The following is a 25,340-nucleotide window of genomic DNA, read 5'->3' on the forward strand; positions in this document are numbered from 1 at the left end:
GGCTCTTTTCTTATTTAAAAAGTCGTTTGACTGATTCTTTCATGTCTGGAAGCTCTATTTTACCTGTGGAGAAGAATTCCTTGATCAGATATTCCGTATATTTCACTGCCTGCTGGTAGGAAATCTTTCCTGGCAGCGGCGCCATATCCTCGATTGCGATATCAATGATGGCTGGCTTATCCGAAAGGAATGCTTGCTTGATGCTCGTTTCCAAGTCTTCAAACTTTTCAACACGATAGCCTTCCCCTCCGCATGATTCCCCGAATTTGGCAAAGTTCATAGCTCCCATATCGATTCCATAGTTGGAGGATCCGATCGTTGCTTGCTCGAATTTAATCAGTCCCAATTGACTATTATTCAAGACAATCACTTTTACAGGCAAATCGTATTTAACTGCTGTGACGAAATCCTGCATATTCATACTGAATCCTCCGTCTCCGCAAATGGCTATTGCCTGTTTGTCCGGGTAAGCCATTTTTGCTGCAAGGGCACCGGGAAGCCCGCAGCCCATCGTTGCCAACCGGCCGGATACAATAAAATCTTGCTGTGTCAATGGCAGATATCTTGTAGTCCATACGGTGACATTTCCTACATCACAAGAAATGACCGCATCTTTTTCAATATTTTTTTCCAAGGCATACATGATTTGCGGCGGCTGTATTGGAGACTCTTCTCTCTTTTTTTGTACTTGCAACTGTGTATGCCATTCTTTCATTTTTTCTTGGTACTTTTCAATATAGGCTGTATCTTGTTTTTCTTCCGTCAGATTGGTCAGTTCCTGGAGCACCTCCTTGCTGTCCCCTGGTAATCCCACTTCGACTGGATAGATGCTTCCGATGGCACTGGCTTTATTGTCGATTTGAATTGCCGGCAGATCATCCGGAAGGAACGAACGATACGGGAAGCTTGTCCCTACTAGCAGCAATAGATCGGCTTCATTGATTGCTTCATACGAAGGTGTGGTCCCTATTTGACCATGCTGCCCCAAGTTATAGCTATGATGATCCGGAATGATTCCTTTAGCAAGCAGACTCAAAATGATTGGTGATTTGACATGCTCTGCAAATGTAAGCAACTCGGTTCGGGCATGCTTTGCACCTTTACCTGCCAATATGATCGGCTTTTTCGCTTGATTGATTAATTTTACTGCCTCCTGCATATCCTGCTTGGCAGGAGCGATACGCGGCTTTGCATAGCTGGCAGATGTTTTGCCCGGCTTTTCTGGGTGTTTTTGTGCGAACAAATCGTCGGAAACGATAAGCACACTAACACCTGAATTGGCATAAGCTTCTCGTATCGCCTGATTCAAGAGATCCGGCAGTTGTTCGAATGATTCCGCCCGCTCATTGAACACAGCGACATCTTCGAACATCTGCTCAAGCTTCACTTCTTGGAAAGCACCTGTACCAAGCTCGTTTGTCGGCACTTGTCCGACGATGGCAAGAACCGGTGCTTTGTCTTCTCTTGCATCATACAGTCCGTTCAGTAGGTGCACAGCTCCCGGACCGGCAATCGACAAACAAACCCCAAGCTTCCCAGTAAGCTTACCGTAAGCTGCTGCCGCGAGGGCACCTGCTTCTTCATGCCGCACTTGAATGAACTTCAATCCCTCCTCTTTCTTATGTAAATCGCTGATGAATTCATTGACGGAATCCCCTGGTATTCCGTATATGTGATCCACTCCCCAGTCGATCAGTTGATCCGCCAATACTTCTCCCGTTCTTCTTTCAAACATGCTACCATCTCCTGTTTCATTTTTATCCCCTCTTTGTATGTAACCTTTTTTACGCATGAAAAAACCCAAACAGTTTCAGCTCTGTTTGGGTTTTGCTATCATTCATCTGCTATGGCACGCTCAAAGCGAGCCAAATCACGGTCTGCACCAATCACAATCAATACATCCTCCGCGTCCAGTTCGGCCTCGGGTGAAGGACTGACATTTATTTCATTCGACTGTTTGATTGCAACGACGTTACAGCCGAACGCTGCACGAATGTCCAGGTCGATCAAAGAACTTCCTGCCATTTTCTTGCCTGCTTTCACTTCCACGATACTATGCTCATCGCTCAGCTCCAAGTAATCAAGGATATTGTTGCTGATGATTTTATGGGCGATCCGTTTGCCCATATCCCGTTCTGGATGGACAACATGATCGGCACCGATTTTACTCAACACTTTTTCATGATAATCATTTTGGGCTTTGACGGTTATTTTCTTGATGCCCAGCTCTTTCAGCATAAGCGTCGTCAAAATACTCGCTTGAATGTTTTCTCCGATGGCAACAATGACGTGCTCGATGTTCCGGATGCCCAATTCTTTCAGTACCTGTTCATCCGTTGTATCCGCGATGACAGCATGGGAAGCAATATTGCGAAATTCATTCACCTTGTCTTCCTCGATATCGATAGCCAATACATTGAAACCTTCCCGGCTCAATTCCATACAGATACTCCCGCCAAAGCGGCCCAATCCGATTACGGCAAATTCTCTTTTCATCGTACTTCCTCCACTATTTAATAAACCAGTATTTAGTCTATCATAAATTAACCCTAGTCTATCATAAACAGTGAAAGTTGTATCATTTCTTCCCTCTTACGTATTCCGCATCGAACAAGAACATACGCATCACGAGGATCAAGGAAGGAATAAGCATGAGCAATCCTCCCGCAAATGCAATCAATAATGCCGTCCCCATTGCCGGTAGAGTTGCATCTGCCGTCACTTGGATTTCGTTGTAGAGCAAATAAGGCATATGTCCGATTCCGTATCCCAAAAGCGCAAAGAAAAACTGCAGCATGACGAAGATGAACGAAAGACCATACTTTCTTTCCTTATACACAAAATATATGCCAAGGAGAAAGAACAATACCGAAAGTCCAAACATCCACCAGAGATCCAGCATATTGTTGTAATGCTCCGGATTTTGCCTGCTGATGAAAATGAACGCTGTCAAACTTGCGATGATTTGCGGAGCTGCCCAGAAAAGCGCATAAGAACGAAGCAATTTCCGAGCTGGTTCATCACCGGCTTTATTCGCATAATACGTCAGGAAATGAGCACTGATGTACAGGACGGAGACAACAGCCAAAAATACGACCGACCATGAAAATGGGTTGGTCAAAAGCTCTTTATATCGTAAATAAACACTGCCATTTTCATGTCGTAAAAACCCGCCCTCGGATATCGTCAGTCCGGTGGAAATTGCAGCAGGAATGAAGAGCCCGCTCGCTCCATAGAGAAAGGTATATAATTTACTTTTTCTCGAACCATAGTTTTCAAAGGCATAAAATGAGCCTCGGATTCCAATCAATAACAAAATGATCGATCCAGGTATCAGCATGGCTGATCCGTAGTAATAGCCTGCATCTGGGAAGAAGAACGCCAGACCATAGAAAAAGAAAATGAAGAAAACATTCGTAATTTCCCAAACCGGGGATAAGTATCTCCCAATCAGCCGATTTAGAATGTGATCTTTTCTCGTTTGCATAGCATAGTAAGCGAAAAAGCCTGCCCCAAAGTCAATGGATGCGATGATTAAGTAAGCGAACAGGAAAAACCAAAGTGCAGATAACCCCAATAATTCATAATTCATTTTTGATCACCCCCGAATAACGTATCAGGAAAGCGCATTTCCCACTCTTTATGAATCGGATTCTTTTTATAAAGCCGGACTAGTACGAGAGTCGCAAAAGTACCCAGCAATACATAAAGAATCAGGAATGCTGCAAAAACATAATGAACATGAGGCGAGGAGATGGCTCCTTCCGCTACACGCATATACCCTCGCAAAATCCAAGGCTGACGCCCCACTTCTGCATAAATCCAGCCAAATTCAATTGCCAGCATGGCAAGCGGTGCATTCACGACTATCGCCCTCAAGAGCCATTTATTATATTGATCCCGCTTTTTCCAGAACATGAATACGAGAAAAAGCATGCTGATCAGTATTCCAAAAGCCCCGCAGGTTACCATCAAGTCAAACATATAATGTATCCATAGCGGCGGTATTAGATCTGCATCCACTTTATCCAACCCCGTAACCTCGCTATTGAAATCACCGAAAGATAAGAAGCTTAGCAGCTTTGGCAAATGAATGGCACCTTTTATTTCATTGTCTTCGGTGAGCTTACCGAATAAAATCAAATCTGCACCTTTTTCGGTTTTAAAATGCCACTCAGCCGCCGCAAGTTTTTCAGGCTGATAACTTGCTAAAAATTTTGCTGAAGTATCCCCTGCAATGGCAGTGAAGATGGAGAATATCAGCGTAATGATCATGGTCAGCTTGAGTGCTTTCTTATAGTACACATTGTTTCCATACTTCAAAATGAAAAATGCCGTAATGGCGGCCAGTATTGCCGCTGACGTCATATAGGAGGAAGTGAGTACATGGAATACCTTTGAAGGCGTAGCAGGATTCAGCATTGCCATTATCGGATTCACCGATGTAATTGTCCGTCCGTCCAGCGTAAAGCCTTGCGGTGTATTCATAAAAGCGTTGACGGTGGTGATGAAAACAGCACTCATCCCTCCCCCTATCACGACGGGAAGCGAGAGATACCAATGCGTATACCTTCCTTTGAATCGATCCCAAGTATAAATGTATGCACCGAGGAAAATAGCTTCAAAGAAAAAAGCGAAAGTTTCCATAAACAGCGGCAGTCCAATCACATGACCGGCAATCTGCATGAAGGTCGGCCATAGCAGAAACAGCTGCAGACCGATAGCGGTACCAGTCACGACCCCGACAGCGACGATGATTACATATCCTCTTGTCCACCTTCTCGCCAGCAGCACATATTTGGGATCCCGCTTACGGATGCCGACATATTCGGCTGCGCATATCAACAACGGAACACCGGCACCAATCGTGGCAAAGATGATATGGAAAACGAGTGTCATAGAAGTTAGCATCCGCGCTAAAATTACACTATCATATGCGAACAAATTATATCCCTGCTTTCTTTATAGATAATCGCTCCTCTTGTTATGCCCAAAGAGAAGAAAAATACCCAAAACAAGGTGATAGGGATGGAAGCAATTCGCTGATCCAACTTATAGCCATTACGGGGATTTTCAAGATTTCCTGGATAACATGCATAAACAATCAATCCATCAAAAAAAAGCATCGTTTACACGATGCTTCGGTAATGCCCTTGCAGAAATTGTATGTAACGCGCCATATCTTCTTTTTGCTGAAAGCTTGCTTGAGCTGTTTGAGCGTTTCCCCCACCTTTGCCTCCGAAATCGGACAATGATGTACGGAATAAATTCCCGCAATGAAAATCTTCAAGCTGATGGGACAATACCAGTTTAAGCTCTGTTTGATCGGCTAAGATGACGAATTCCTTACCCGTTTCCAGTAGCTTGGCAGCCATCCGCTGTAAAGATTTCACATCCTTCCCGTCGTAGGAGCGAGCAATCATATTCGATTTGGAGTGGATTAGCTCTTGCAATTCCAAGCTCTCCAACTGTTCCTTCAGCTCTTCCGTTTTTCTGACAGCAGCTTGCAGATCAACTGTTTGCTTCTGGATACGCTGCAATACTTCTTTGGTGTTGGTCTGGAATTGTGCCGCAGTTTGGTCTACGATAGCGAATACCTCTCTGCTCGTTTCCAAAGCTCTTTTGCCGCATTGAAAATAGATGCGCTGACCTTGCTTTTGTTTTTCCACTCGAAGGATCTTGATCATTCCGATTTGTCCTGTCGCAGATACATGCGTGCCGCCGCAAGGGTTGTATTCCACTCCGTCGATTTCCACGATCCGTACATTCTCTGTCACGGTCGGTTGTTTTACGACAGGTAATGCAGCAAGCTCCTCTGAGTTCACATAATAGCTGGAAACAATTCGATTATCGTAAATCCACTCATTCGCTTTTTGCTCAACCAATGCCAGCTCATCTGCAGATGATTTACTGCCAGGTATATCGATTGTCACATCTTCTTTCCCGAGGTGAAAACCGATCGTTTCTTTATCCAATACGTGACGGAATGCTGCTGAAAGAAGATGCTGTCCGGTATGCTGCTGCATCAGATCAAACCGATGGGTCCAGTCAATACAGCAATCTGCCGCTCCAACAATTCCATCTTCCAAGCCGTAATACGTAATTCCGTCCTTGTTCGCGAGCGACTTCACTTCCAGTCCAGCTATAGTGCCATGATCAGCTGGCTGCCCGCCTCCTCCAGGATAGAACGCCGTTTCTTTTAACGAAACATAAAAAAGACCATCCCTTTCATATGTATCGTCAATTTCCGTTTTCCATTCCTTACAAAACGCATCTTCCCTATAAAGCAGCTTGCTCATATCGATCATCCTTTACTTTCTGATAGAGCAAGCTTACCATGAATCACTCTTGCACAGAAAGTATTCTCTAACTGTATTTCAAAGCATCCAATTGGTTATGCAGCATGGTAGTGAAGTTCCCGCCAGTCTGTATATGACGCATCCTGCCATTTTTGTCCAGCAAAACAATGCTTGGCAGTTTTTGCACTCTGAATCTATTTTTCATTTGATGCCTGTTATCAAGGTAAACGGGTATGTCCATCCCTTTATTGACTATATATTTATTAACCAGATCCGTGTCCAAATCGGAAACAGATCGAGGAACGTGTACAGAGATGATATCGAAAAATTGCCTTTCGTACGATGTAAATTCCAAGAAATCCGGTATTTTTTCCTTGCAAATAGCGCAGCTGACAGACCAGAAATAGATGACGATCGGTCTTCCTCCTGCATGTTGGTGCGGCGGATATAGCCAATTTGCTGCTTGCAGATCGATGAAACCAGGTAACTGAGGTATCATAACTTATGCATCCTCCTTATGGAGAAGTTCATCGCCAGGCTGCCAATTCACACCGCATGCTTCTCCTGTCTGCAAAGCACTTATGACCCGCAATAGTTCAGAAGTATCACGGCCTACCAAATCTGCGTGCATGAGATAATAACAAACAACGCCTTCGGGATCCAGGATGACCGTAGCACGCAAAGATGTATAGCTCTTATGTTCCAGTACACCATACGCTTGCGATACATCACCTTTGAAATCCGATAACAGCGGATACGTGATATGCTGGATACCATTTTGCTCGCGAGGTACCTTTTGCCAATCTGCGTGAGACAGAAGACTATCGGTGGAAATAGCTATCACTTTTGCATCCAGATTTCTGATTTCATCGATCCGATCGGCCAAGTCATTCAGCTCAGTTGGACATACTGTGCTGAAATCGCGAGGATAAAAAAAGAGTACCAGCCATTTCTTCGCTTTCAGTTCTTCTCTTAAATTGATTAAGGCTGTGTTTCCATCCGGCATGACAGCTGGCAGTTCAAAAGTGGGCGCGTTACTACCGATCATAGGCTCTCCCCTTCCTTCTACCTTTGCCAATATATGCTTTCCGGGAGCATGTGTTACACTACGTTTTAGTTCAAAGTAATCCGGGTACTCATCTAAGAGCATATAATTAAAAGGAGACATGGTATGAACTTTCTAACAGACGGACTACAATTCAACTATGATAGCTTGATTGAAAAAACCGTGTCCATCGGCATGCAGCTGTTGCTTATCATCATCGGTTACTTTGTTTTGAGAGCTGTGGGAAAAAAACTGATCAGCACGAGCTTGAATAAAGCAAGTTCCAAACAGCGTATTTCTACGAGCAGAATGAAAACGTTGGAGAAATTACTGATCAATACATATGGATATACCTTGATATTCCTGCTTATCGTAATGGTGTTCGGCACATTCAATATCCAAATCGGTCCATTGATTGCCGGAGCAGGGATTGTCGGACTGGCAATTGGTTTTGGTGCTCAAGGCTTGGTAAGCGACGTAGTGACTGGTTTTTTCATTCTTCTAGAGAGGCAGATCGAAGTTGGTGATGTCATCACGACGTCTGGCTATAACGGTGTCGTAGAGGAAGTCGGCTTGCGGACGACACAGGTCAGGAGTTTCGATGGTACGCTGAATTTCATCCCCAACCGAAACATCACTGGCATCAGCAACCATTCCCGCGGCAACATGCGGGCGATGGTCGATATTGGTATCAGCTATGAAGACAGCATCGATCATGCCCTCCGCGTGCTTCAGGAGATATGCGAGACCTTTAAGCAGGATGAACGTTTCCGCGAAGGACCGGATGTCATTGGGGTCGAAACTCTTGGAGCTTCTGAGATCACCTTGCGGATCATCGGCCACACTGCCAATAATGAACAGTACGGGGCCGAACGGGATATGAAAAAAGCAATCAAAGAAGCATTTGACCGGGAAGGCATCGAGATTCCTTATCCGCATCAAGTTTTTCTTCAGCGAAATGAAGCAAGCGCAAAGCAATAAGCTTTGCGCTTTTTCTTATGCCCGATTCATGTACGACAGGACCGCTTCGACACCATATGTCAATGCTTTCTCATCTGGTGCAAGCTTACTGTGATGCAATCCATAAGGAGAGTCGACTCCCAACCAAAACATAAACCCGGGTATTTCCTTCAGCATATACCCAAAATCCTCCCCAGTCATAGCTGGGGCAGCTTCTTTGTATGTCAGCGATGTAGTGCTGATTGCTGACCGGAACGCTTCCACCTTGCCTTCATCATTGAATACTTGATAATAATTCGAGCCATAATCGATGCTGATGTCGCAGTTATGGCTGATTTCAAAACCTTTTGCCTGCTGCTCTATGTGCTGTTTCACTACTGCAATGGCATCTGGATCCATCGTCCTGATCGTACCTTCCAGTCGTGCAGTTTCAGCAATGGTATTTTGAACGAATCCGCTTTCCATCTTGCCTATCGTGATGACGGCACTTTGCAGCGGATCCAAATTGCGCGAAACGATTCCTTGCATATTCGTTACAAATGTACTGGCTGCCACAACCATGTCCCTTGTCAAATGCGGATAAGCAGCATGGCCGCCTTTTCCTTTGAAATCGATGAACAGCTCACTTGTATTGGCAAATAACAAACCCGCTCTGGATGATACAGTACCGACCGGCAGTTCAGGGGCGATATGAAGAGCGAATATTTCATCCGGCTGCCACTCTTTTAGAATCCCGCTTTGCATAAGCGGCAAAGCACCGCCTGGCCCTTCCTCGGCAGGCTGGAATATGAAGACAATATTTTGCTCAGGCTGATTTTTTGCACATGCTGTCAGTGCCCCTAAAGCAATTGTCATATGCAGGTCGTGGCCGCAGGCATGCATCCGCCCTTCATGCTCCGATTGGAACGCTAGTCCAGTTGCTTCCGTGATCGGGAGTCCATCGATATCTGTCCGGTAAGCAATCGTTTTTGTTCCAACAGAACCAGTCACTTTGACGATGATACCCGTTTTCCACGTTTTGATGGTTACATTGTCCTGTGGAAGCTGATGGATATAATCCAGCAAGTAGCTTTGCGTTTTTTCCTCCTGGAATCCAAGCTCTGGTATCTTATGTAAGTCTCTTCTGATTTTGATTAGATCTTCCCTCATACTAACACCTGCTTTATCTGATAATAAAAAAAGGAGCAGCAATCTGCTCCTTCTCCGTTGTTAGTTCAATTTACGAAGTTCCTGACGAATCTCTGTTTTTGCTTTCGTCTGGTCATCGATTTCTTTCAATACACGAGCCGGCGTTCCGCCAACAAGTGTGTTTGGAGCTACATCTTCTGTTACGATTGCGCCAGCTGCAACAACCGCACCTTTACCGACTGTAACACCTTCCAGCACAACTACGTTCGCACCGATTACAACGTCATCCTCGATCACGACTGGTTTCGCGGATGGCGGTTCGATGACACCAGCCAATACAGAACCAGCTCCGATATGACAGTTTTTACCTACAGTTGCACGGCCTCCCATGACAACATTCATATCGATCATCGTGCCTTCGCCGATGACAGAACCGATGTTGATGGAAGCACCCATCATGATGACAGCACCATCGCCGATTTCTACTTGATCACGGATGACAACGCCTGGCTCGATGCGGGCATTGATTCCTTTTAAGTCAAGAAGCGGGATTGCAGAATTGCGGCGATCGTTTTCCACCACGTAATCCTCGATTGCTGCTGTATCTTTCAAGAAGCTTTCCAACTCACTCCATTCGCCGAAGAGAACAGCTGTGTTTGCTTCTGGGAATGCTTTCACACTTTCCGGATAAGACAATGCGTCCAAGCCTTTTCCTTTTGCATATACTTTAACTGGTGTAGATTTTTTACTATTCGAAATGAAAGAGATGATTTCATTTGCGTCCATCATTTTCATGGTTTTTGCCTCCTATGTAACAACGTATGGGATAACTTTATCAAATCTTTAACCATTCAACAAGCATTTTAGGACATGCATTGCCGTTCCCCGGTATTGCATTCTCAGACATTCGTTTTATCAATGGCTGAATTGAAGTGTATCTGTTCATGCAGGTATCTGTTCATTTGTTTAAGGATCGCACGGCGGGTAAGGATACCTTCGAAATATCCTTCCTCATCAAGTACACATAGAAATGCATGATTCACGACTGCTTTCAGTGCTGTCAAAAACAAATCATCCTTTTTTAGAACAGGCACATCCGTCAGCATCGTTTCCGAAACTTTGATCACGGATAGTTTCTCCATTTCAAACCTTTCCATGCCGAGTACTTCGTTAAGAATCGCGGTCTTGGATATCATGCCTTTCAGCCTGTACGTTGGATCGAGTACGGGAATGACTGAGTAACCTGATTTGACAAGCACGAGTAATGCATGCTCCAGCGGGTTATTCATCTGGACATGAGCAACTTTTTCGGATTCTATCATCAAGTCCCCTACCGTCATAGCGGTGAGTTCCTGCAACTCTAATTTTGCCATTCGATCTCTCCTTTTGTCAGCGGCAGTAGAAGGAGGGCAATCACCTTTTCCAGTTTACCACATCCCCTTTCATGCTACCAATTTCGACATTGTATGCAATGAGTCACATGTAGGCATCTGGACCATAAAATATTTCCATGATTGACTCTGTTTTTATGGTGAAAAGCTAGAAAAAGCATTATACTGAAACAAAGCAGAAATGAGGTAAATAATTGGAAACTTATATTTTCACGAAAAAAGAGGAAGCAGCGCACTCAATCACACATGGATTCGGTGCAGTACTTAGTATTGCAGCACTTGCTGTAGCTGTTGTACTAGCCAGTTTCACCAAAGATCCTTGGATCATCGTCTCAGTTGCAATCTATGGCACGACAATGCTTCTCATGTATCTCTCTTCCACCATTGTCCATGCATTGCCTGAGGGAAAAGTGAAGGATATTTTCCAGATTATTGATCATGCGGCCATCTATTTATTCATTGCAGGTACCTATACGCCTCTATTGCTGATCAGCCTCAGAAGTTCGCTCGGATGGACGATCTTCGGAATCGTTTGGGGGATCGCACTCGGGGGAATCATCTTCAAAATTTTCTTCGTAAAGAAATTCCTGATCATGTCGACAATTTTTTATCTCCTGATGGGTTGGATGATCGTATTAATATGGGAACCGATGCTTGCAGCTTTGCCGCAGCAGACAATCCTGTACTTGGTAATCGGAGGTCTGTTTTATACAATAGGTGCTGTATTCTATGTTTGGCGTAAGATTCCGTATCATCATGCGGTATGGCATCTGTTTGTACTGGCAGGATCTGCGTTTCATTTCTTTGCTATCCTATTCCTCATTTGATGAAAAAAGGCATTCTACCCAGAAAATAAGGGAAGAGTGCCTTTATTACGGAAAAGAAGGTGCATCTATGAAAAAGACTTTGATTTCAGCTGCAGCTGGGACAATAGCAGCCGGAGCAGGCATCGGGTATGCGTATGCACGTTATATCGAGCCAGCCAAATTAGTAACGAAATCCTATACACTTTCCAGCGAAAGGCTTCCAAAAGCCTTCCACGGATTAAAAATCATCCAGTTCAGCGATTTGCATTTAGGTTATCATTATTCCATAAAGAAATTAAGAAGGTTAGTGCATCATATACAGGCTCAGCAGGCAGACGTCATTGTATTCACCGGTGATTTTGCCGATCGGCCAATCAAATTGAAATGGAAGCAGGAAATCGTCGATTGCCTGACAACGCTTGACGCTCCATTCGGGAAGTACTGGATATATGGCAACCATGATTATCGTGATGAAAGCGAAGAAATCGTGGCCAGATATATGAAAGCAGGTGGTTTCACACCGCTCCACAATACAGCAACATTGTTGAAACGCGAACAGGAACACATCGTGCTGGCGGGCATTGACGATGTCATCCGCAGCACTCCTAACCTGCATGCAGCGACAGAGAGTAGCAGTGAAGATTCTTTCACCATCCTGCTGGCACATGAACCGGATTTAGCAGAAAATGTGAAGCATCTGCCCGTGGATGTGCAGCTTTCAGGTCACTCGCATGGCGGACAGGTACGGATACCTTTTTACGGCGAAGTGATCGTTCCTCCTTATGGCAGACGCTATGTGGACAGTCACTATGAAGTCGGTCACAGACCGCTGCATGTCTTCGTTTCTAGGGGAGTCGGTACCACTAGAATGCCGATACGTTTCGCTTGTCCGCCCGAAATAACGATACTCACCCTTCAACGTGGCCAAAACCATGTCGAGATTGATTAAGAAAGAGCTTGCCAAGCGTACTTCTTTTTTGTACGATAGTACCATTCTCCGATAGGGTTCATTCCTGCACTAGGAGGTTACTCGAATGAAAGTCAACTGGACATTAGAAGATATAGCTAAAGCGCTATTCGTTGTGAATCGGCACGCCAAGACAGCTCCAGATCCAAGTTACTTATATCAACTTAAAAAACAAGCAGTGGCAAAACTGCTGGAACAAAACAAAGCCCAAAAAATCGGATTGCACTACTCTGAGCATCCAAAACTAAGCAGGCAGCATTCCACTGTGCTAGTACAAATAGCTGACTATTATTTTCACATCCCGGCAGCAAAGGAAGATTTCAAAACGCTTCCTCATTTAGGAGAATTGGACAAGACTTTTCGAAACCCTAGGCCCAGCCTTTCCCTTTCCCAGTCCAAGCGCATCCTTTCCGGCTACTTGGATCTGCCGCAGCAGGATGCCAAGCCAAAACAGCATTCAGCAACGAGCAGATCGGCTTACTACACACCGTCCTCACTCGGTCAGTTCACCTGGCCTGACAAGAAAAAACGACGCAGCTGAATCGGGACACAAAAAATGGATAAGCAGCAAAAGCAAAAGCAGAAGGTTACGCAGTATAATTGAAGGCCTTCTGCTTTTTTAATCCTTTATTGGCTATACACCGTACGTCATCACTTTTTACTCCTGAAGATGACAATGGATTTTAACAAAACCAGCATACAGCAAATCAAAGTCATCGTTAATAAAAGCCCACGACCGAGGGTTTCTGCCTCCAACCAGCCAGCATGAAGCACATACCCCAGAAAAACATGCGCACTTAATACGGATAATACCGAATACCATTGTCTTTGCACTAACCATCTGATGCAGAAAAAAATAATCGCAAACAAGCAAAGCGCACCAATCAGTGCTCCTAGCGGTAACATTGCCAAAGTCATCCCTCCCTTCCCATTCTTAGCTGAAAAAGCTTCCTTTAAACACAAAAGAACCCCATTTAACGGGATTCCTTGTCATCAAGCACTTATGTTATAATGTATCAATCGTTATTCCATATGATCGGTCTGAATGCCATTTCTATCATCCAGAGATTCTTCTATACGAAGCATCGCCTGATCATCCTGCAATAACTCATTTTTGTTCTGCGTGATCAATTCTTCTAAAGAAAGCTTGCGGGGTCTCATACGTCATTGGCCTCCCTTGATATTTTCCTTTAGCTATTCCCAATAGTATCACGTTATAATCAAAATTGTTTGAACATTATGTTAAGAAAGTATGAATATGGAGGAACATCAGATGGAACAGCTTATCAACCCGCGTGTGAAAGACATCCAAATCTCCGGCATCCGCCGTTTTTACAATCTGGTAGCGGATAAAGAGGATATGATCAGTTTGACTATCGGCCAGCCTGATTTCCCGACACCTCAGCATGTGAAGGCAGCTGGCATCGAAGCTATCCAATCAAATCAGACAACGTATACGCCAAATGCAGGTCTGCTCACTCTGCGCCATGCAATCCGTGACTTTTACTCCAAGTATGCATCTGTATATGATGCAGCGGATGAAATCATCGTGACCGTCGGCGCCTCACAGGCAATTGATATCACTTTGCGCACTATCCTGCAGCCTGGTGACGAAGTGATTTTACCGGGACCGGTTTATCCAGGATACGAACCGCTTATCACATTAGCTGGCGGAACACCAGTGTTGGCAGATACAACAGCCAACGGATTCAAATTGACGCGATCCATATTGGAGCAATATATCACTCCGAAAACAAAATGCATCATCCTCCCTTATCCTTCCAATCCGACAGGCGTAACACTTACATATGAGGAACTGAAGGATATTGCAGATTTCTTGGCTGAGAAAGATCTTTTCATCTTATCCGATGAAATTTATAGCGAACTAACCTATGATAAAGATCATGTATCCATTGCCGGCTTCCCGCAGGTGCGTGATAAATCGATTGTCATCAATGGTTTGAGCAAATCCCATTCCATGACTGGCTGGCGTATCGGATTCACGCTCGCTCCTGCGTGGCTGAGTAAACATATGCTAAAAGTGCATCAGTATAATGCCACTTGTGCCACCAGCATCAGCCAATACGCCGCATTGGAAGCATTGACAAACGGTTTGGATGACCCTGGTGAGATGCGGGAAGCTTATCGTCAGCGCAGGGATTACTGTTTAGGAAGATTGGATAAAATGGGATTGACCGTGGAAAAACCGAACGGTGCTTTTTATATTCTTCCAAAGTTTCCGATCAAGCAAATGACATCGTTGGAATTGGGTTTATCGCTGGTGGAAAAAGTCGGCCTCGCAATCGTTCCCGGTGATGCTTTTTCCAAATTCGGCGAAGGCTATATGCGGATTTCCTATGCATATAGCATGGAAGAGCTGGCAGAAGGCATGGATAGACTGGAGCGCTACTTACAATCCAATACATTGTTATAACAAAAAAGGACAGGTACTCCGACCTGTCCTTTTTCATATCTTCCTTTTTGTTTCATATAAGTTCAAAAGCTTATCCAGTTCCTGGCTTTTAGCTATCGATTCACTGCTTGTAAATCCTTTTTCAAATGCTACTTCTGCCATTTGCTCACGCAGTATCTCGATTTGCTGCGTCAGCCTATTCAAATTCATTAGTTTGTTGGAGTGCTGCAGACAATATCTAGCGTGTTCAGGCAATATCATTTGATCACCATTATTCCTTCTTAAGTTACAAATCTTTTCCATAACTTATAATGCCAAAAGTTTGAGGGAATGTAAAGTTAAACAAGTACTTTTCACACTTTTTACATATAGCTCAGACTAAGCTCCCTCTTTCCGGCTCCTTCACTTCAGTTGGAAATCACTTGAATGAAAGCAGCAATGGACCATACGCTTTACACCGAGTTGTTTTAGAGAAAATCGTTTGCAATATGGGCTAACGACCATACCCCTTTGAACATTGCGCCATATAGTAAGGTGTAAGCTTTAGGAGGTGAAACAGAATGGGTTACGGATACGGTGGCTTCGGCGGTTTCGGCGGAGGAAACTATGACTGCGGTTGTGACAACAAAGGTGGTTACGGCGGTGGTTACGGCGGTGGCAACGGTTTTGCTTTGATCGTTGTACTTTTCATCTTGTTGATTATCGTTGGTGCAGCATTTTACTGCTAATAACGAGGTTCTTTCGTAAATGATGAAATCCCCGGAAACGTTGTTAACACAGCGTTTTTGGGGATTTTCTCTTTATGAGCTTCTTTACATTTCCCTATACTGGGCATGATCATTAGCCAATACAATTGTATCAATTATCCCATTCTCTGATTTATTAAGTTAGTAATGATTACTATTTTCGATAGTACGTGTATGTTATACTTTATGCAATACAATTATCGATGACTTTTTATTCATCATAACTCCAAAAGTCACCTTTAATGGAAAGGGGAACATATGATGACCCATGACATTAAGAAGACATTAGAGTTTCTGATTCATTATGAAGATATTAATTTAACTCATACCTTTGATGAATATATACTCAGTTATTCCAGATTAGGTGGATTTCGTCTTGAGAATACACTTACAGGACTTATTGACACCTATAAAGAAATCGAGTCTTGCTCGGCCAAGATGCAAGAGATATTTTCTGCCAAAGGTGTATTGCTGTTACCTTCTTCGTTTAAATAACCGGAGTAAAACTCCCCTATAAATGAACATACAAAAGCCGGCATCTACACAGGATGCCGGCTTTCTTTATCCGATGATGATTCTTTCCTTCGGATAATGGAAATTAGCTGCTTGGGAGTTTCGGTGCAGCGAATATAGGAAAGTCAGTATGCCGACACGTCCAAGGAACATGAGCAGCATCAGGACAACCTTGCTCGTATCACTTAAATCGGCTGTGATACCAAGACTTAATCCGACTGTACCGAACGCACTGCACACTTCGAATAACACTTCTGTCAAAGAAAAAGGCTCAATGGAAGCCAAGATCACCGCAGAAGTAAAGACTAAAATCATCCCGAAAATCGTCACATTGATTGCTTTGAACAAATCTTCCGGATGTATTTCCCGACGCAGGACAGTGATTTGCTTGTTCCCCCTTGCAAAATGATAAAGCGCAATTACAACCAATGCCAAAGTGGTTGTACGGATACCTCCCCCAGCACTGCTTGGCGAAGCTCCAACAAACATGAGAAATGACATGAATAGCTGGTTCTGCTCTGTGAGATTTGCAATATCCATGGTTGCAAGGCCGCCGCTTCGTGTTGTCACTGATTGGAACAATGCATAAAACAAAGTCTCATGCCACGATTTCCCGACGAAGAAATTCCTGGAATCAAGCAAGGCAATGATGATTGTTCCAGCAACGATAAGCACCATGAAGGTGATGGTGGTCAGCTTGGTAAATAAGGAAAAGCGGATGAAGGAGCGCTTTTCTTTGGAAGCAAAAATATACTGCTTCACTTCGATCAGAACAGGGAAACCGATTGCACCAAGAATGATAAGCAGCATATGTACGAACTGCACGAAATAATCATGCTGAAATGGTATCAAGGACTGCCCTGTTATATCGAATCCTCCATTCGTCGTTGCGCTGATGGAAGCAAACAGACCTTGGAAATATGCTTCACCAGCTGTAGGAAAGTATTGTAGATAATACGTACCCAAAACGAGAAAACCGATCAATTCGATTGCCAAGACAACTATCAGGATCTGGCGCATCAGACTGACTGCCCCGCTGAATGACATTTGATTCTGATCAGTCATGATCAGCCTACGTTCTTTGAAACCGATTTTCTTACCGAATAATAGCCAGACAAAGGTTCCAAGTGTCATGACTCCTATTCCGCCAAGCTGCATCGTGAATGCAATCAGTATGATGCCGGTTGTATTGAAATACTCCTGGATCGGAACTGATGCAAGCCCAGTCACACTGATTGCACTGACAGCTGTAAAAAGAATATCAATGAAGGAAATATCCGTCCCTTCCTTATGAGCTACAGGCAGAGCCAGCAGACAGGTTGAGATAATCACGGCTGCCAAATAAAATAAAATAATCAATCTGGTTGGCGAAATATTATTAAGCCACCGCCAGCGCGGGTCATAGGTACGCATACAAAAGACTCCTTCGTTGCATGTTTCAAATGTTATCTATTATAGCAGGAACATGGAAGAATAGCTCTACTTTTCAAGCATGCTTATTCAGCTGTTCCAGCCCCACTGACAAGGATTTCCTCTTCCTTCATCCCATCTTTGCGTAATTTCCTGATAGCAGCAAACAAATTGGACGGTTCTTCCCTGACAAGCGTGCCTTTCATGATGACATTTCCTTCTTCTCCAATATCATTGACTTCCTGCACTTGAATCAGGAATAAAGCTGGTCGGTTTTCCGGTTTGGTAATCCTCACTTCCGCCAGCACTACTTTACGGTTTTCAGAAAAACGCTGCACATACTCCAAATCAGTCTGGCCAAGTACTGCTTCCAGCACCCACTCATTATCTTCTTCCTTATTGATGATCAAGCCCTCTGCAAGCTCCATATTCCTTCCATCCAATGATCCTTGGTCTGTCGGGTACAATATCAATTCCACCAATTTAAAAGTTTTCACTAATTCCACTCCTTTTTACTATATCCAACTAGAGCTCATTTTCTCTATCTTATCAGAACTCACTCGTTCCGTATGTAAAGAGTCTCGAATGTTTCTTATAAACTGCACCCGGGTACAGAGTTAGGATACAGTCAGGAGAGGTGATATGATGCGTAAGTTGGATTTAATTGTGATAGGTTCTGGTGTCAGTGGCCACAGTACAGCTTCTGCAGCCCGGGAAAGAGGATGGACTGTAGCTGTAATCGATGATAAACCATTTGGAGGTACTTGTCCGCAATGGGGATGTGATCCGAAGAAGGTATTGGTTGAAGCAGTCAAGATACAAGACAGCTTTGAACGGATGAAAGGCTATGGATTGACGGGAAATGCCCAGCTTGAATGGAGTGAGCTTCGCCGGCATAAAGATACGTTCACTGAACCGATTCCCAGTGCGACAGTGGAAGAGTTTGAAAAGGACGGAATCGAAGTCTTCAAGGGGCATGCCCGTTTCATTGATGACCATACTGTAGAAGTAAACGGAGAAAAGCTGCAGGCATCTTACTTCCTCATTGCGTCAGGGGCTTCTCCGGCTAAACTGCCCGTGGATGGTTTTAAGCACTTAGCATCCAGTGACAGCTTTTTTGAACTCGATGAGCTACCACATGAATTGGTGCTCATCGGCGGCGGATATATCAGCTTCGAATTCGCGCATATCGCAGCCCGGTTCAACCGGAAAGTGACCATCATACACCGCGGGGAACGGCCACTTGAAGGATTCGACGAGTCGATTGCCAGTCGCTTGGCCGAATACAGCAAAAAGCTTGGCATCGATATCAGGACGAATACAGAATTGAAAGCTGTCGCCAAGCAGGGCAGTAAATTCATCGCTACCATCGGCTCTGACAACCACACGGAACAACTATCTGCAGACATCGTCATCCACGGAGCCGGAAGAGCACCTAATGTACAAGATCTTGGACTTGACCGGACCTCGATTGCTTATAGCAAAAATGGAGTTAAAGTGGATAAAAATCAGCAGAGCATCTCTGCTCCCCATATCTATGCAGCCGGTGATTGTGCCGACGATGGAAAGCTGCCGTTGACGCCATTGGCAGGTGAAGCAGGAAAGCGAGTCATTAAGCATATGCTGGATGGCAAACAACAGGAAGAATTCAGCCATATTCAGCCTTCAGCAGTTTATACGCTGCCAGGCATTGCTTCAGCAGGCATGACTGCAACCGAAGCCGAAAAATACCCTGATGACTATGAAGTGATCGAACATGATCTAAGCTCTTTTTTCACCAATAAAACAACAAGACTCGAAGAAGGCTTCAGCAAAATCATTTTGGACAAAAAGAAGCAGACGATTGTCGGTGCGCACGTATACGCTGCTCAAGCAGAACACTTGATCAACGTCTTCCTTTTGGCAATCGAAATGAATATACATGTGCAGGCGCTGAAAACATTACTATGGGCTTATCCGACAGCAGAAAGTGATATTCCAAGCATGCTGCAGTGAAATCACAACATAAGAAAAACCGCCACTAACTGGCGGTTTTACTCATGCTTTATATGCTTTAACATAATATATTTCTTCATCTAATTGGCCTTTACTCACTTCAAAACCTGCATTTTCCAATTTATCAGCGACCAAGTCTTCACTTTGATCTTTAGCGAAACCGAGAGCAACCATGAATCCTTTTTCTATGGTGATTCTGTACATTTCCTTAGCTGCCAGCTCCGGGTCGTCCGTGGAATCCAGTACAAATGCTGCCAGTCCGCGCTGGAAAGATGCATCTGGAAAATTAAGTCTGCCTAATCCGCTCGGCATCCGGTCTATATTTGATAGCGTCTCTTCTTCGGCTCGCAGTGCCAGCTTGTCCAGTAAAGCTTCATCTTTTTCAAGAGCCGTGACTCGATCTTTGGTTTTATGGGCGATTGGTATAACCAGGTCACCGTTCCCCGCACCAAAAACGATCACTTTTTCTCCGCCTTCTATTTCCAATAGCTCCACTACTTTACTTTGGGAAACTTCTGTTACATTCGCCATGCGACTCTCTCCTTTTTGCAATCAATTATTTCTTTATTGCCCTTTCCATGCGAAATTAAACGTATCCTTCCTAGGCTTTCACGTGACAGCATTTTCTATCCTTCAACAAAAAAGACAACTGATTGTCAGCTGTCATTTAACACGAATATTTATCTTTTTGGACTTTGCGGTCAATAAAGAAGCAAAGATCTCCTATTTGGGGAAACCGCTCGAATTCCTCATTGATGGGGTTCTCACCATCTACCAAGGCAATATCCCAATAACATAATAACTCATGGTAGGTTTTCAAGAAGAGCTTGCGATCACCATTATAAATATCAGCCAAATTCGAAGCAGTCGTCTGAAACGCATTTCCCGACAGCATGTTATTCGTATGTTTATTCACATACTTGATAACAGTTAAAAAAATCACATATTCAATTCCTTTTAACCTGGTGACTTGATACATACGTTTTTTCGTTTTCATTTGATCTAAATCAACTATATCTGCCAAAATGTTTCCTCCTCACTAGACTTGGAAACTTGATCTCCTACTAAGTTTACCATAACCATCATCGACTCCATCACCCTTAAACCTGAAAAATTTGAATTTTTCATTAAAATTCACACATGTTTTATTTGACACATAGCGGGTACAGCATTATTAGCTGACAAAATCAAAGGAGAGATAATAATGAAACCATATCTAAGAGAATACACAAATGACGACAAACTGCAGGAAGATATTCAGCTATTAAGTTCAAAAGGTGTGAACAAAGATAATATTTACGTGTTGTCACATGATGATGACAGAACAAAACGCGTATCTAAAAACGTGGATGCAAATACAATCGGTCTATCCGAAATGGGTGCAAAAAGTGCGGTAGGCAGCATGTTCAGTAAACAAGGCGATGAACTGCGCACCAAGCTGAAGGAAATCGGTTTTTCCCAAGAAGAAGCCGAGGATTTTGAAGAGGACTTGGATGAAGGTAAAATCTTCTTGATTGTAACGGAAACAGAAAACGTGGAAGGCTTGCTTATCTAAATGTAAAGGCACTGTCCAGCGGGACAGTGCCTTTTTCTTATTTATTCGGTAAAATGAGTTTCGGCTGAGCTAGAATCAAAATGAGGATAACAATGATGCTGGCAATAAAACTTGGCAGCAAATAAGAACCATTATATATAAGCGAGTATGCCCAAACAGTTTGACCTGGCGCTGCTGCTGATCCGAAAAAGATCATGCCGCCCATAAAATGAGCTGCAAATCTTCCGATGCTGCCGATCAAAGTTCCTATTATCAAGAAACCAATCAGCTTTTTTCGATTGTTTTCTTTTGCTGCTTTATGGGCAAATCCTGCCGTTACTGCAGATAGTCCAACCAAAGTGAAAGCTAATGGATAATCCATGAATCCTTGGACAACATGAACGATATAAGGTCCGGTGACTAACTGCAGCAATCCGACAACCAATCCTGTTGTCAGTCCGCCTTTCCATCCCCAGCGGAACGCCATCAAAAATATCGGGACCATTTGCAAGGAGATACTGCCTCCTTGCGCCCATGCTTTAAATGAAAATAAGTCCAGAACGAATGCGAGTGCGGCGAATATTGCCACTTCCACTAAAAATAAAACCTTGCTTCTTGATTGCATATTGATTCTCCCCTATTTAAAAGAATGCAACAAAAAAACAATGCTGCAGTGGGATCTCCCGATGGCCCAAAAGTGCATTGTTTCCCCATCAAAGAAGCTACATCCCTACGCGAGTGCTAACTCACAGGTTCGAAGGGTCTGGACATCTGTCCATCTCAGCCGGAATGGCTCCCCCTGCAGGCTTTTTTGTACCGATTTGTTTTCTGTTGTCCATCCATTATATAGAAAAATGATAGCGCTAGCAACCAAAAATATCATTTCCTTTAGAAGAATTTTTACCCAAGTGCTAATTTTAGCAATTTTATTACTTTTACTTCATATAACGAAATTGTTTGAATTCGAGAAAAACTATGACGTATAATGGACAATGTTCTTTAAAAAGGGAGGATTTAAAATGGATACACCAGCTACAATCCCACAAGGGAAGAAGCATCCAAAGGGATTGTATCTTCTCTTCTTCACTGAATTGTGGGAAAGATATAGCTATTATGGAATGCGTTCTGTATTGATGCTTTACCTCACTGCTGCAGTAATAAGCGGCGGACTTGGCGTGAGCACACAGCATGCGGCATTCATTTATAGTTTATACGGGGGAGTCATATACTTCACACCAATCATTGGCGGCTATGTGACAGATAAATATATTGGTCTCCGTAAAGCAATCACGATTGGCGGTATCATAATGGCGGTCGGAGATTTCACAATATTTTTATTCAACAGCCAATTAGGTCTATATATAGGAATTCTTTTCTTGATCATTGGTAATGGTTTCTTCAAACCTAATATCTCTACTTATGTCGGTGAACTGTATGATCCTAGGGATAAACGGAAAGATGCTGCTTTCACTATTTTCTACATGGGTATCAACCTGGGAGCATTCTTTTCTCCTTTGATTGCTGGTTTCCTTGCAGAAGATTTATTCCACTCCGTAGATGCTGATGGCATTGAACACTTTGGTTTTAAATGGGCATTCCTAGCTTCTTCCATCGGTATGATTATCGGTCAATTGATTTTCAGCTTGTTGGGTAAGAAGTATTTAGGTGATATTGGTACTAAACCTAATCGTACCAATGTAGCAGTTAATAACAAACCTACTAAAATGACAGCAGCAGAAAAGAAAAGAACCAGCGCTGTACTGATACTGTTAGTATTCGTCATCTTCTTCTGGGCTGGCTTTGAACAAGCTGGTACATCTCTTACTCTCTATACAAGGGATTTCATTGACAGAAGTATAGGAGGGTACACGATACCTGTTTCTTGGTTCCAGTCAGTCAACCCGCTATTCATTGTGATTCTTGCACCGATTATTTCTGGTGTATGGTTGAAGTTAAGTAAATCCAAGAGCGGCGATTTCCGTACAACAACGAAGATGTCAATGGGTATGGTTTTACTAGGACTAGGATTCATGATTTTAGTTCCAGCTGTCCTTTATACAGGCAGTGACGAAACTGATATTGTGCATAAAGCTAATATTCTGTTCATCATCTTTACTTATCTATTCCATACAATAGGGGAACTTTGTCTTTCTCCTGTCGGTTTATCCATGGTAAGCAAAGTAGCACCTGTAAAAATCGCTTCCCTATTGATGGGTGTCTGGATGGCAGCAAATGGTATTGCCAGTATTATCGCTGGACAACTTGCTGGCTTAACAGCCACACTTGGTTATGTTGAAATATTTAGCTTAATCGGTGCAGCTGCTATTATAGTAGGTCTAATTCTGCTTACAGTTTCCAAAAAACTACAATCTATGCTGGACGCAAAAGATTAAATCACAAAACACAGTTCCTTCTTGGAGCTGTGTTTTTTTATATGTATTCTTTTTTCTTCGCAATATATACTGCTTGAGAACGGTTTTGTGCTCCGAGTTTATCCAATATCTCAGAGAAATAATTTCGGATTGTACCCGGGGATAAAAATGATTCTACGGCAATTTGTTTGGTGGAGTACCCTCTTTCGGCCAAAATAAGAATTTGTTTTTCACGTTCAGTTAACGGGTTCTCAACACCTTGAACGAATTGATATGTAATTTCAGGACTTATCACAGTACGCCCATGATAGACAATATCCCGTACAGCGAGTGCAAGCTGTTCACTCGGTGTATCTTTTAATAGATATCCTTCCACTTTCATCTTCATTGCTTCCTTTACATATGCAGCGGTGGAAAATGTCGTCAGCATCAGCACCTTTTCAAAACGGTTGTTTTGCCTCATCCATTTCACTACTTCCAAACCGGTGTAATTCGGCATCTCAATATCAAGAATCAGCAGATCAAGCGTTTGTACCTGCAACGCTTGCAAAACTTCTTCTCCTGTAGCAGCTTGACACACCACAAAGAAGTCTTCTTCTAAATCCAGCATCGTAGTCATTGCACCTCGAAGCATATTTTGGTCATCCGCTAACAGCATACGAATCATGGCTTGCACCTCCTTCAGTTTGCATAGGAACATGGATTATCAAATGTAATCCGCACTTTTGACGTTTCTTGAAGCGCACCTTTCCATTCATCAGACTTACCCGCTTCCTGATTCCATCCATTCCATTTCCTTCTTGCCATTCCTGTCCGTCGAACCTGCCATTGTCTTCCACTTCCAAAGTAAGCTCCGCTTCAGAATGTATGATTCGAATCTTACAATATGTAGCTCTGCTATGACGAATCACGTTTGTGACAGCTTCTTTGATAATATAAGCCAGAAGCGTTTCCTTTGAACTATCCTGAATCGACGGCAATTGCTGTTCCAATTCAAAATCAATGCCCGATTCATATAATCTGCTGCGAGCAGATTCGACTTCCTCTTCCAACGAAACAACCCGCAAGTCACTGACAATTTTACGCATATCCTGCAGCAATGATCTGGCAAGCAGCTGAATGTCATGTAATTCTTTTTCTGCTCGTTCCTGATTCTGGTGCAGCAATCTTTTCGATATATCACTTTTCACCGAAATGGTTGATAAAGTTTGACCAACTGTATCGTGCAAATCACGGGCAATTCTATCGCGTTCCCGCTCTTTGATTAATTCTTCTACTCGATTATTCGCCTCAGATAACTCTAGGTTGACTGCTTCCCACTTTTGATTCCACATCACCTGCGCCTTCCAAGCTGCAGGTGATATGAAACCAATCAAGATGCCCGGCAATATATACCCCCATGTTAAATCCACTGAACTGAATATATCGACAAGCAGCAAGCATACTGTCACACTATTGATAGCAGTGTAACCCAACCAGAATTTCCATGGTTTCTTCACACCATATAACATGCTCATTGCGTACAGTAGTAAATAAAAATATTGTATGGAAACTAGGAAAACAAGAGAAGAGATAAGTAATGTAATGACCATGGAAGCGACAAACGTTCGTTCAGGCCTCCAAAAAGCTTCCCGATAGCAAATAAAAACGAAAGTCAAGATAAGGAAGGTGAACCAAAAACTTAAACCATTCAGGAAAAATAGATTTGTACACGAAAAATAAAAATACAGCAGCCAAATATGCGGTATATAGCCATCTTCT

Annotated in this window: 28 protein-coding genes, 1 pseudogene and 1 riboswitch; of the genes and pseudogenes, 9 read left to right on the top strand and 20 right to left on the bottom strand. The window is 43.4% G+C overall.

From position 1 onward, the window contains the following. Positions 1–10: 10 nt before the first annotated feature. The 7 genes from SFC66_RS10670 to SFC66_RS10700 all read right to left on the bottom strand — a co-directional run bounded on the left by SFC66_RS10670 (position 11) and on the right by SFC66_RS10700 (position 7,347). A complete protein-coding gene (locus tag SFC66_RS10670) occupies positions 11–1,735 on the bottom strand; it encodes a pyruvate oxidase (protein WP_411218663.1) in 1,725 nt (574 codons plus the stop codon). 98 nt (positions 1,736–1,833) lie between these two features. Continuing rightward, positions 1,834–2,496 (bottom strand): potassium channel family protein, encoded by a 663-nt coding sequence (locus SFC66_RS10675; protein ID WP_411218664.1) that lies wholly within the window; start codon positions 2,494–2,496, stop codon positions 1,834–1,836. Positions 2,497–2,578: 82 nt separating this feature from the next. After that, positions 2,579–3,592: a cytochrome d ubiquinol oxidase subunit II gene (locus tag SFC66_RS10680; protein WP_411218665.1), complete on the bottom strand. Its 1,014-nt coding sequence runs from the start codon at positions 3,590–3,592 to the stop codon at positions 2,579–2,581. Continuing rightward, a complete protein-coding gene (locus SFC66_RS10685; protein WP_411218742.1) occupies positions 3,589–4,911 on the bottom strand; it encodes a cytochrome ubiquinol oxidase subunit I in 1,323 nt (440 codons plus the stop codon). The genes SFC66_RS10680 and SFC66_RS10685 overlap by 4 nt, the downstream gene beginning before the upstream one ends. 218 nt (positions 4,912–5,129) lie before the next feature. After that, positions 5,130–6,299: an alanyl-tRNA editing protein gene (locus SFC66_RS10690; protein WP_411218666.1), complete on the bottom strand. Its 1,170-nt coding sequence runs from the start codon at positions 6,297–6,299 to the stop codon at positions 5,130–5,132. Between the two features lie 67 nt (positions 6,300–6,366). Beyond that, positions 6,367–6,798 (bottom strand): TlpA family protein disulfide reductase, encoded by a 432-nt coding sequence (locus SFC66_RS10695; RefSeq protein WP_411218667.1) that lies wholly within the window; start codon positions 6,796–6,798, stop codon positions 6,367–6,369. 3 nt (positions 6,799–6,801) lie between these two features. Then, a complete protein-coding gene (locus tag SFC66_RS10700; RefSeq protein WP_411218668.1) occupies positions 6,802–7,347 on the bottom strand; it encodes a peroxiredoxin in 546 nt (181 codons plus the stop codon). Positions 7,348–7,470: 123 nt separating this feature from the next. On the opposite strand from SFC66_RS10700, the gene SFC66_RS10705 reads away from it, so the two are divergent. Further along, positions 7,471–8,325, top strand: a complete 855-nt coding sequence (locus SFC66_RS10705) for a mechanosensitive ion channel family protein (RefSeq protein WP_411218669.1) — start codon at positions 7,471–7,473, stop codon at positions 8,323–8,325. 15 nt (positions 8,326–8,340) lie between these two features. On the opposite strand, the gene SFC66_RS10710 is transcribed toward SFC66_RS10705, so the two are convergent. From SFC66_RS10710 to cbpB, 3 genes are all read right to left on the bottom strand, one after another. After that, positions 8,341–9,453, bottom strand: coding sequence for an N-acetyldiaminopimelate deacetylase (locus SFC66_RS10710; protein WP_411218670.1), 1,113 nt, complete (start codon positions 9,451–9,453; stop codon positions 8,341–8,343). Positions 9,454–9,513: 60 nt separating this feature from the next. Next, positions 9,514–10,227, bottom strand: coding sequence for a 2,3,4,5-tetrahydropyridine-2,6-dicarboxylate N-acetyltransferase (dapD, locus tag SFC66_RS10715; protein ID WP_411218671.1), 714 nt, complete (start codon positions 10,225–10,227; stop codon positions 9,514–9,516). Positions 10,228–10,331: 104 nt separating this feature from the next. Continuing rightward, positions 10,332–10,805 (bottom strand): cyclic-di-AMP-binding protein CbpB, encoded by a 474-nt coding sequence (cbpB, locus tag SFC66_RS10720; RefSeq protein ID WP_411218672.1) that lies wholly within the window; start codon positions 10,803–10,805, stop codon positions 10,332–10,334. Positions 10,806–11,017: 212 nt separating this feature from the next. Here cbpB and trhA point away from each other — a divergent pair, with 212 nt between their 5' ends. The 3 genes from trhA (at position 11,018) to SFC66_RS10735 (ending at position 13,137) form a co-directional block, all read left to right on the top strand. Then, on the top strand, positions 11,018–11,650 hold the full coding sequence (trhA, locus tag SFC66_RS10725; protein WP_411218673.1) for a PAQR family membrane homeostasis protein TrhA: 633 nt from the start codon (positions 11,018–11,020) through the stop codon (positions 11,648–11,650). A gap of 67 nt (positions 11,651–11,717) precedes the next feature. After that, entirely contained in the window at positions 11,718–12,578 is an 861-nt protein-coding gene (locus SFC66_RS10730; RefSeq protein WP_411218674.1) for a metallophosphoesterase, read from the top strand. Between the two features lie 85 nt (positions 12,579–12,663). Continuing rightward, the gene (locus SFC66_RS10735; RefSeq protein ID WP_411218675.1) at positions 12,664–13,137 is read left to right on the top strand and encodes a YkyB family protein; all 474 of its coding nucleotides are present in this window, start codon (positions 12,664–12,666) and stop codon (positions 13,135–13,137) included. A 110-nt stretch (positions 13,138–13,247) separates the two neighbouring features. On the opposite strand, the gene SFC66_RS10740 is transcribed toward SFC66_RS10735, so the two are convergent. Beyond that, on the bottom strand, positions 13,248–13,508 hold the full coding sequence (locus SFC66_RS10740) for a hypothetical protein (RefSeq protein ID WP_411218676.1): 261 nt from the start codon (positions 13,506–13,508) through the stop codon (positions 13,248–13,250). A gap of 111 nt (positions 13,509–13,619) precedes the next feature. After that, the gene (locus SFC66_RS10745) at positions 13,620–13,757 is read right to left on the bottom strand and encodes an FbpB family small basic protein (protein ID WP_411218677.1); all 138 of its coding nucleotides are present in this window, start codon (positions 13,755–13,757) and stop codon (positions 13,620–13,622) included. Positions 13,758–13,869: 112 nt separating this feature from the next. On the opposite strand from SFC66_RS10745, the gene SFC66_RS10750 reads away from it, so the two are divergent. Next, the gene (locus SFC66_RS10750) at positions 13,870–15,030 is read left to right on the top strand and encodes an aminotransferase A (RefSeq protein WP_411218678.1); all 1,161 of its coding nucleotides are present in this window, start codon (positions 13,870–13,872) and stop codon (positions 15,028–15,030) included. 33 nt (positions 15,031–15,063) lie between these two features. Here SFC66_RS10750 and SFC66_RS10755 read toward each other — a convergent pair whose 3' ends face one another. After that, entirely contained in the window at positions 15,064–15,270 is a 207-nt protein-coding gene (locus tag SFC66_RS10755; protein ID WP_411218679.1) for a Spo0E family sporulation regulatory protein-aspartic acid phosphatase, read from the bottom strand. A 380-nt stretch (positions 15,271–15,650) separates the two neighbouring features. Here SFC66_RS10755 and SFC66_RS10760 point away from each other — a divergent pair. Then, positions 15,651–15,737, top strand: a pseudogene (locus tag SFC66_RS10760) (YjcZ family sporulation protein); the annotation flags it as partial. Positions 15,738–16,316: 579 nt separating this feature from the next. On the opposite strand, the gene SFC66_RS10765 reads toward SFC66_RS10760, so the two are convergent. Then, positions 16,317–17,681, bottom strand: coding sequence for a TrkH family potassium uptake protein (locus SFC66_RS10765; protein ID WP_411218680.1), 1,365 nt, complete (start codon positions 17,679–17,681; stop codon positions 16,317–16,319). A gap of 83 nt (positions 17,682–17,764) precedes the next feature. After that, complete coding sequence (locus SFC66_RS10770; RefSeq protein WP_411218681.1) at positions 17,765–18,175, bottom strand: YwpF family protein; 411 nt, start codon at positions 18,173–18,175, stop codon at positions 17,765–17,767. Between the two features lie 145 nt (positions 18,176–18,320). Here SFC66_RS10770 and SFC66_RS10775 point away from each other — a divergent pair, with 145 nt between their 5' ends. Next, positions 18,321–19,673: a dihydrolipoyl dehydrogenase family protein gene (locus SFC66_RS10775; RefSeq protein ID WP_411218682.1), complete on the top strand. Its 1,353-nt coding sequence runs from the start codon at positions 18,321–18,323 to the stop codon at positions 19,671–19,673. Between the two features lie 42 nt (positions 19,674–19,715). Here SFC66_RS10775 and SFC66_RS10780 read toward each other — a convergent pair whose 3' ends face one another. Further along, complete coding sequence (locus SFC66_RS10780) at positions 19,716–20,204, bottom strand: class I SAM-dependent methyltransferase (RefSeq protein ID WP_411218683.1); 489 nt, start codon at positions 20,202–20,204, stop codon at positions 19,716–19,718. 136 nt (positions 20,205–20,340) lie between these two features. Next, positions 20,341–20,697 carry a hypothetical protein gene (locus SFC66_RS10785; RefSeq protein ID WP_411218684.1) on the bottom strand — a complete coding sequence of 119 codons (357 nt, stop codon included), beginning with the start codon at positions 20,695–20,697 and terminating at the stop codon, positions 20,341–20,343. A gap of 180 nt (positions 20,698–20,877) precedes the next feature. On the opposite strand from SFC66_RS10785, the gene SFC66_RS10790 reads away from it, so the two are divergent. Further along, positions 20,878–21,228 carry a YflT domain-containing protein gene (locus SFC66_RS10790; protein WP_411218685.1) on the top strand — a complete coding sequence of 117 codons (351 nt, stop codon included), beginning with the start codon at positions 20,878–20,880 and terminating at the stop codon, positions 21,226–21,228. Positions 21,229–21,265: 37 nt separating this feature from the next. On the opposite strand, the gene thiT is transcribed toward SFC66_RS10790, so the two are convergent. Continuing rightward, complete coding sequence (gene thiT, locus SFC66_RS10795) at positions 21,266–21,832, bottom strand: energy-coupled thiamine transporter ThiT (RefSeq protein WP_411218686.1); 567 nt, start codon at positions 21,830–21,832, stop codon at positions 21,266–21,268. Between the two features lie 85 nt (positions 21,833–21,917). Next, a riboswitch (TPP riboswitch) is annotated at positions 21,918–22,017 on the bottom strand. A gap of 209 nt (positions 22,018–22,226) precedes the next feature. On the opposite strand from thiT, the gene SFC66_RS10800 reads away from it, so the two are divergent. Continuing rightward, the gene (locus SFC66_RS10800; protein ID WP_411218687.1) at positions 22,227–23,600 is read left to right on the top strand and encodes a peptide MFS transporter; all 1,374 of its coding nucleotides are present in this window, start codon (positions 22,227–22,229) and stop codon (positions 23,598–23,600) included. Between the two features lie 37 nt (positions 23,601–23,637). On the opposite strand, the gene SFC66_RS10805 is transcribed toward SFC66_RS10800, so the two are convergent. Both SFC66_RS10805 and SFC66_RS10810 read right to left on the bottom strand, forming a co-directional pair. Further along, on the bottom strand, positions 23,638–24,246 hold the full coding sequence (locus tag SFC66_RS10805) for a response regulator transcription factor (RefSeq protein WP_411218688.1): 609 nt from the start codon (positions 24,244–24,246) through the stop codon (positions 23,638–23,640). Then, complete coding sequence (locus tag SFC66_RS10810; RefSeq protein WP_411218689.1) at positions 24,221–25,078, bottom strand: sensor histidine kinase; 858 nt, start codon at positions 25,076–25,078, stop codon at positions 24,221–24,223. Before SFC66_RS10810 ends, SFC66_RS10805 begins: the two co-directional genes overlap by 26 nt. Positions 25,079–25,340 lie beyond the last annotated feature (262 nt).

The organism is Terribacillus saccharophilus (assembly GCF_046592895.1).
In the GTDB taxonomy this organism is placed as follows: domain Bacteria; phylum Bacillota; class Bacilli; order Bacillales; family Amphibacillaceae; genus Terribacillus; species Terribacillus saccharophilus_D.

What these genes read in the sequence shown, in the direction of transcription:
- SFC66_RS10670 (WP_411218663.1), bottom strand. Translation starts at nt 1,735, where the DNA reads ATGTTTGAAAGAAGAACGGGAGAAGTATTGGCGGATCAACTGATCGAC.
- SFC66_RS10675 (WP_411218664.1), bottom strand. Translation starts at nt 2,496, where the DNA reads ATGAAAAGAGAATTTGCCGTAATCGGATTGGGCCGCTTTGGCGGGAGT.
- SFC66_RS10680 (WP_411218665.1), bottom strand. Translation starts at nt 3,592, where the DNA reads ATGAATTATGAATTATTGGGGTTATCTGCACTTTGGTTTTTCCTGTTC.
- SFC66_RS10685 (WP_411218742.1), bottom strand. Translation starts at nt 4,911, where the DNA reads ATGCTAACTTCTATGACACTCGTTTTCCATATCATCTTTGCCACGATT.
- SFC66_RS10690 (WP_411218666.1), bottom strand. Translation starts at nt 6,299, where the DNA reads ATGAGCAAGCTGCTTTATAGGGAAGATGCGTTTTGTAAGGAATGGAAA.
- SFC66_RS10695 (WP_411218667.1), bottom strand. Translation starts at nt 6,798, where the DNA reads ATGATACCTCAGTTACCTGGTTTCATCGATCTGCAAGCAGCAAATTGG.
- SFC66_RS10700 (WP_411218668.1), bottom strand. Translation starts at nt 7,347, where the DNA reads ATGATCGGTAGTAACGCGCCCACTTTTGAACTGCCAGCTGTCATGCCG.
- SFC66_RS10705 (WP_411218669.1), top strand. Translation starts at nt 7,471, where the DNA reads ATGAACTTTCTAACAGACGGACTACAATTCAACTATGATAGCTTGATT.
- SFC66_RS10710 (WP_411218670.1), bottom strand. Translation starts at nt 9,453, where the DNA reads ATGAGGGAAGATCTAATCAAAATCAGAAGAGACTTACATAAGATACCA.
- dapD (WP_411218671.1), bottom strand. Translation starts at nt 10,227, where the DNA reads ATGAAAATGATGGACGCAAATGAAATCATCTCTTTCATTTCGAATAGT.
- cbpB (WP_411218672.1), bottom strand. Translation starts at nt 10,805, where the DNA reads ATGGCAAAATTAGAGTTGCAGGAACTCACCGCTATGACGGTAGGGGAC.
- SFC66_RS10730 (WP_411218674.1), top strand. Translation starts at nt 11,718, where the DNA reads ATGAAAAAGACTTTGATTTCAGCTGCAGCTGGGACAATAGCAGCCGGA.
- SFC66_RS10735 (WP_411218675.1), top strand. Translation starts at nt 12,664, where the DNA reads ATGAAAGTCAACTGGACATTAGAAGATATAGCTAAAGCGCTATTCGTT.
- SFC66_RS10745 (WP_411218677.1), bottom strand. Translation starts at nt 13,757, where the DNA reads ATGAGACCCCGCAAGCTTTCTTTAGAAGAATTGATCACGCAGAACAAA.
- SFC66_RS10750 (WP_411218678.1), top strand. Translation starts at nt 13,870, where the DNA reads ATGGAACAGCTTATCAACCCGCGTGTGAAAGACATCCAAATCTCCGGC.
- SFC66_RS10755 (WP_411218679.1), bottom strand. Translation starts at nt 15,270, where the DNA reads ATGATATTGCCTGAACACGCTAGATATTGTCTGCAGCACTCCAACAAA.
- SFC66_RS10765 (WP_411218680.1), bottom strand. Translation starts at nt 17,681, where the DNA reads ATGCGTACCTATGACCCGCGCTGGCGGTGGCTTAATAATATTTCGCCA.
- SFC66_RS10775 (WP_411218682.1), top strand. Translation starts at nt 18,321, where the DNA reads ATGATGCGTAAGTTGGATTTAATTGTGATAGGTTCTGGTGTCAGTGGC.
- SFC66_RS10780 (WP_411218683.1), bottom strand. Translation starts at nt 20,204, where the DNA reads ATGGCGAATGTAACAGAAGTTTCCCAAAGTAAAGTAGTGGAGCTATTG.
- SFC66_RS10790 (WP_411218685.1), top strand. Translation starts at nt 20,878, where the DNA reads ATGAAACCATATCTAAGAGAATACACAAATGACGACAAACTGCAGGAA.
- thiT (WP_411218686.1), bottom strand. Translation starts at nt 21,832, where the DNA reads ATGCAATCAAGAAGCAAGGTTTTATTTTTAGTGGAAGTGGCAATATTC.
- SFC66_RS10800 (WP_411218687.1), top strand. Translation starts at nt 22,227, where the DNA reads ATGGATACACCAGCTACAATCCCACAAGGGAAGAAGCATCCAAAGGGA.
- SFC66_RS10805 (WP_411218688.1), bottom strand. Translation starts at nt 24,246, where the DNA reads ATGATTCGTATGCTGTTAGCGGATGACCAAAATATGCTTCGAGGTGCA.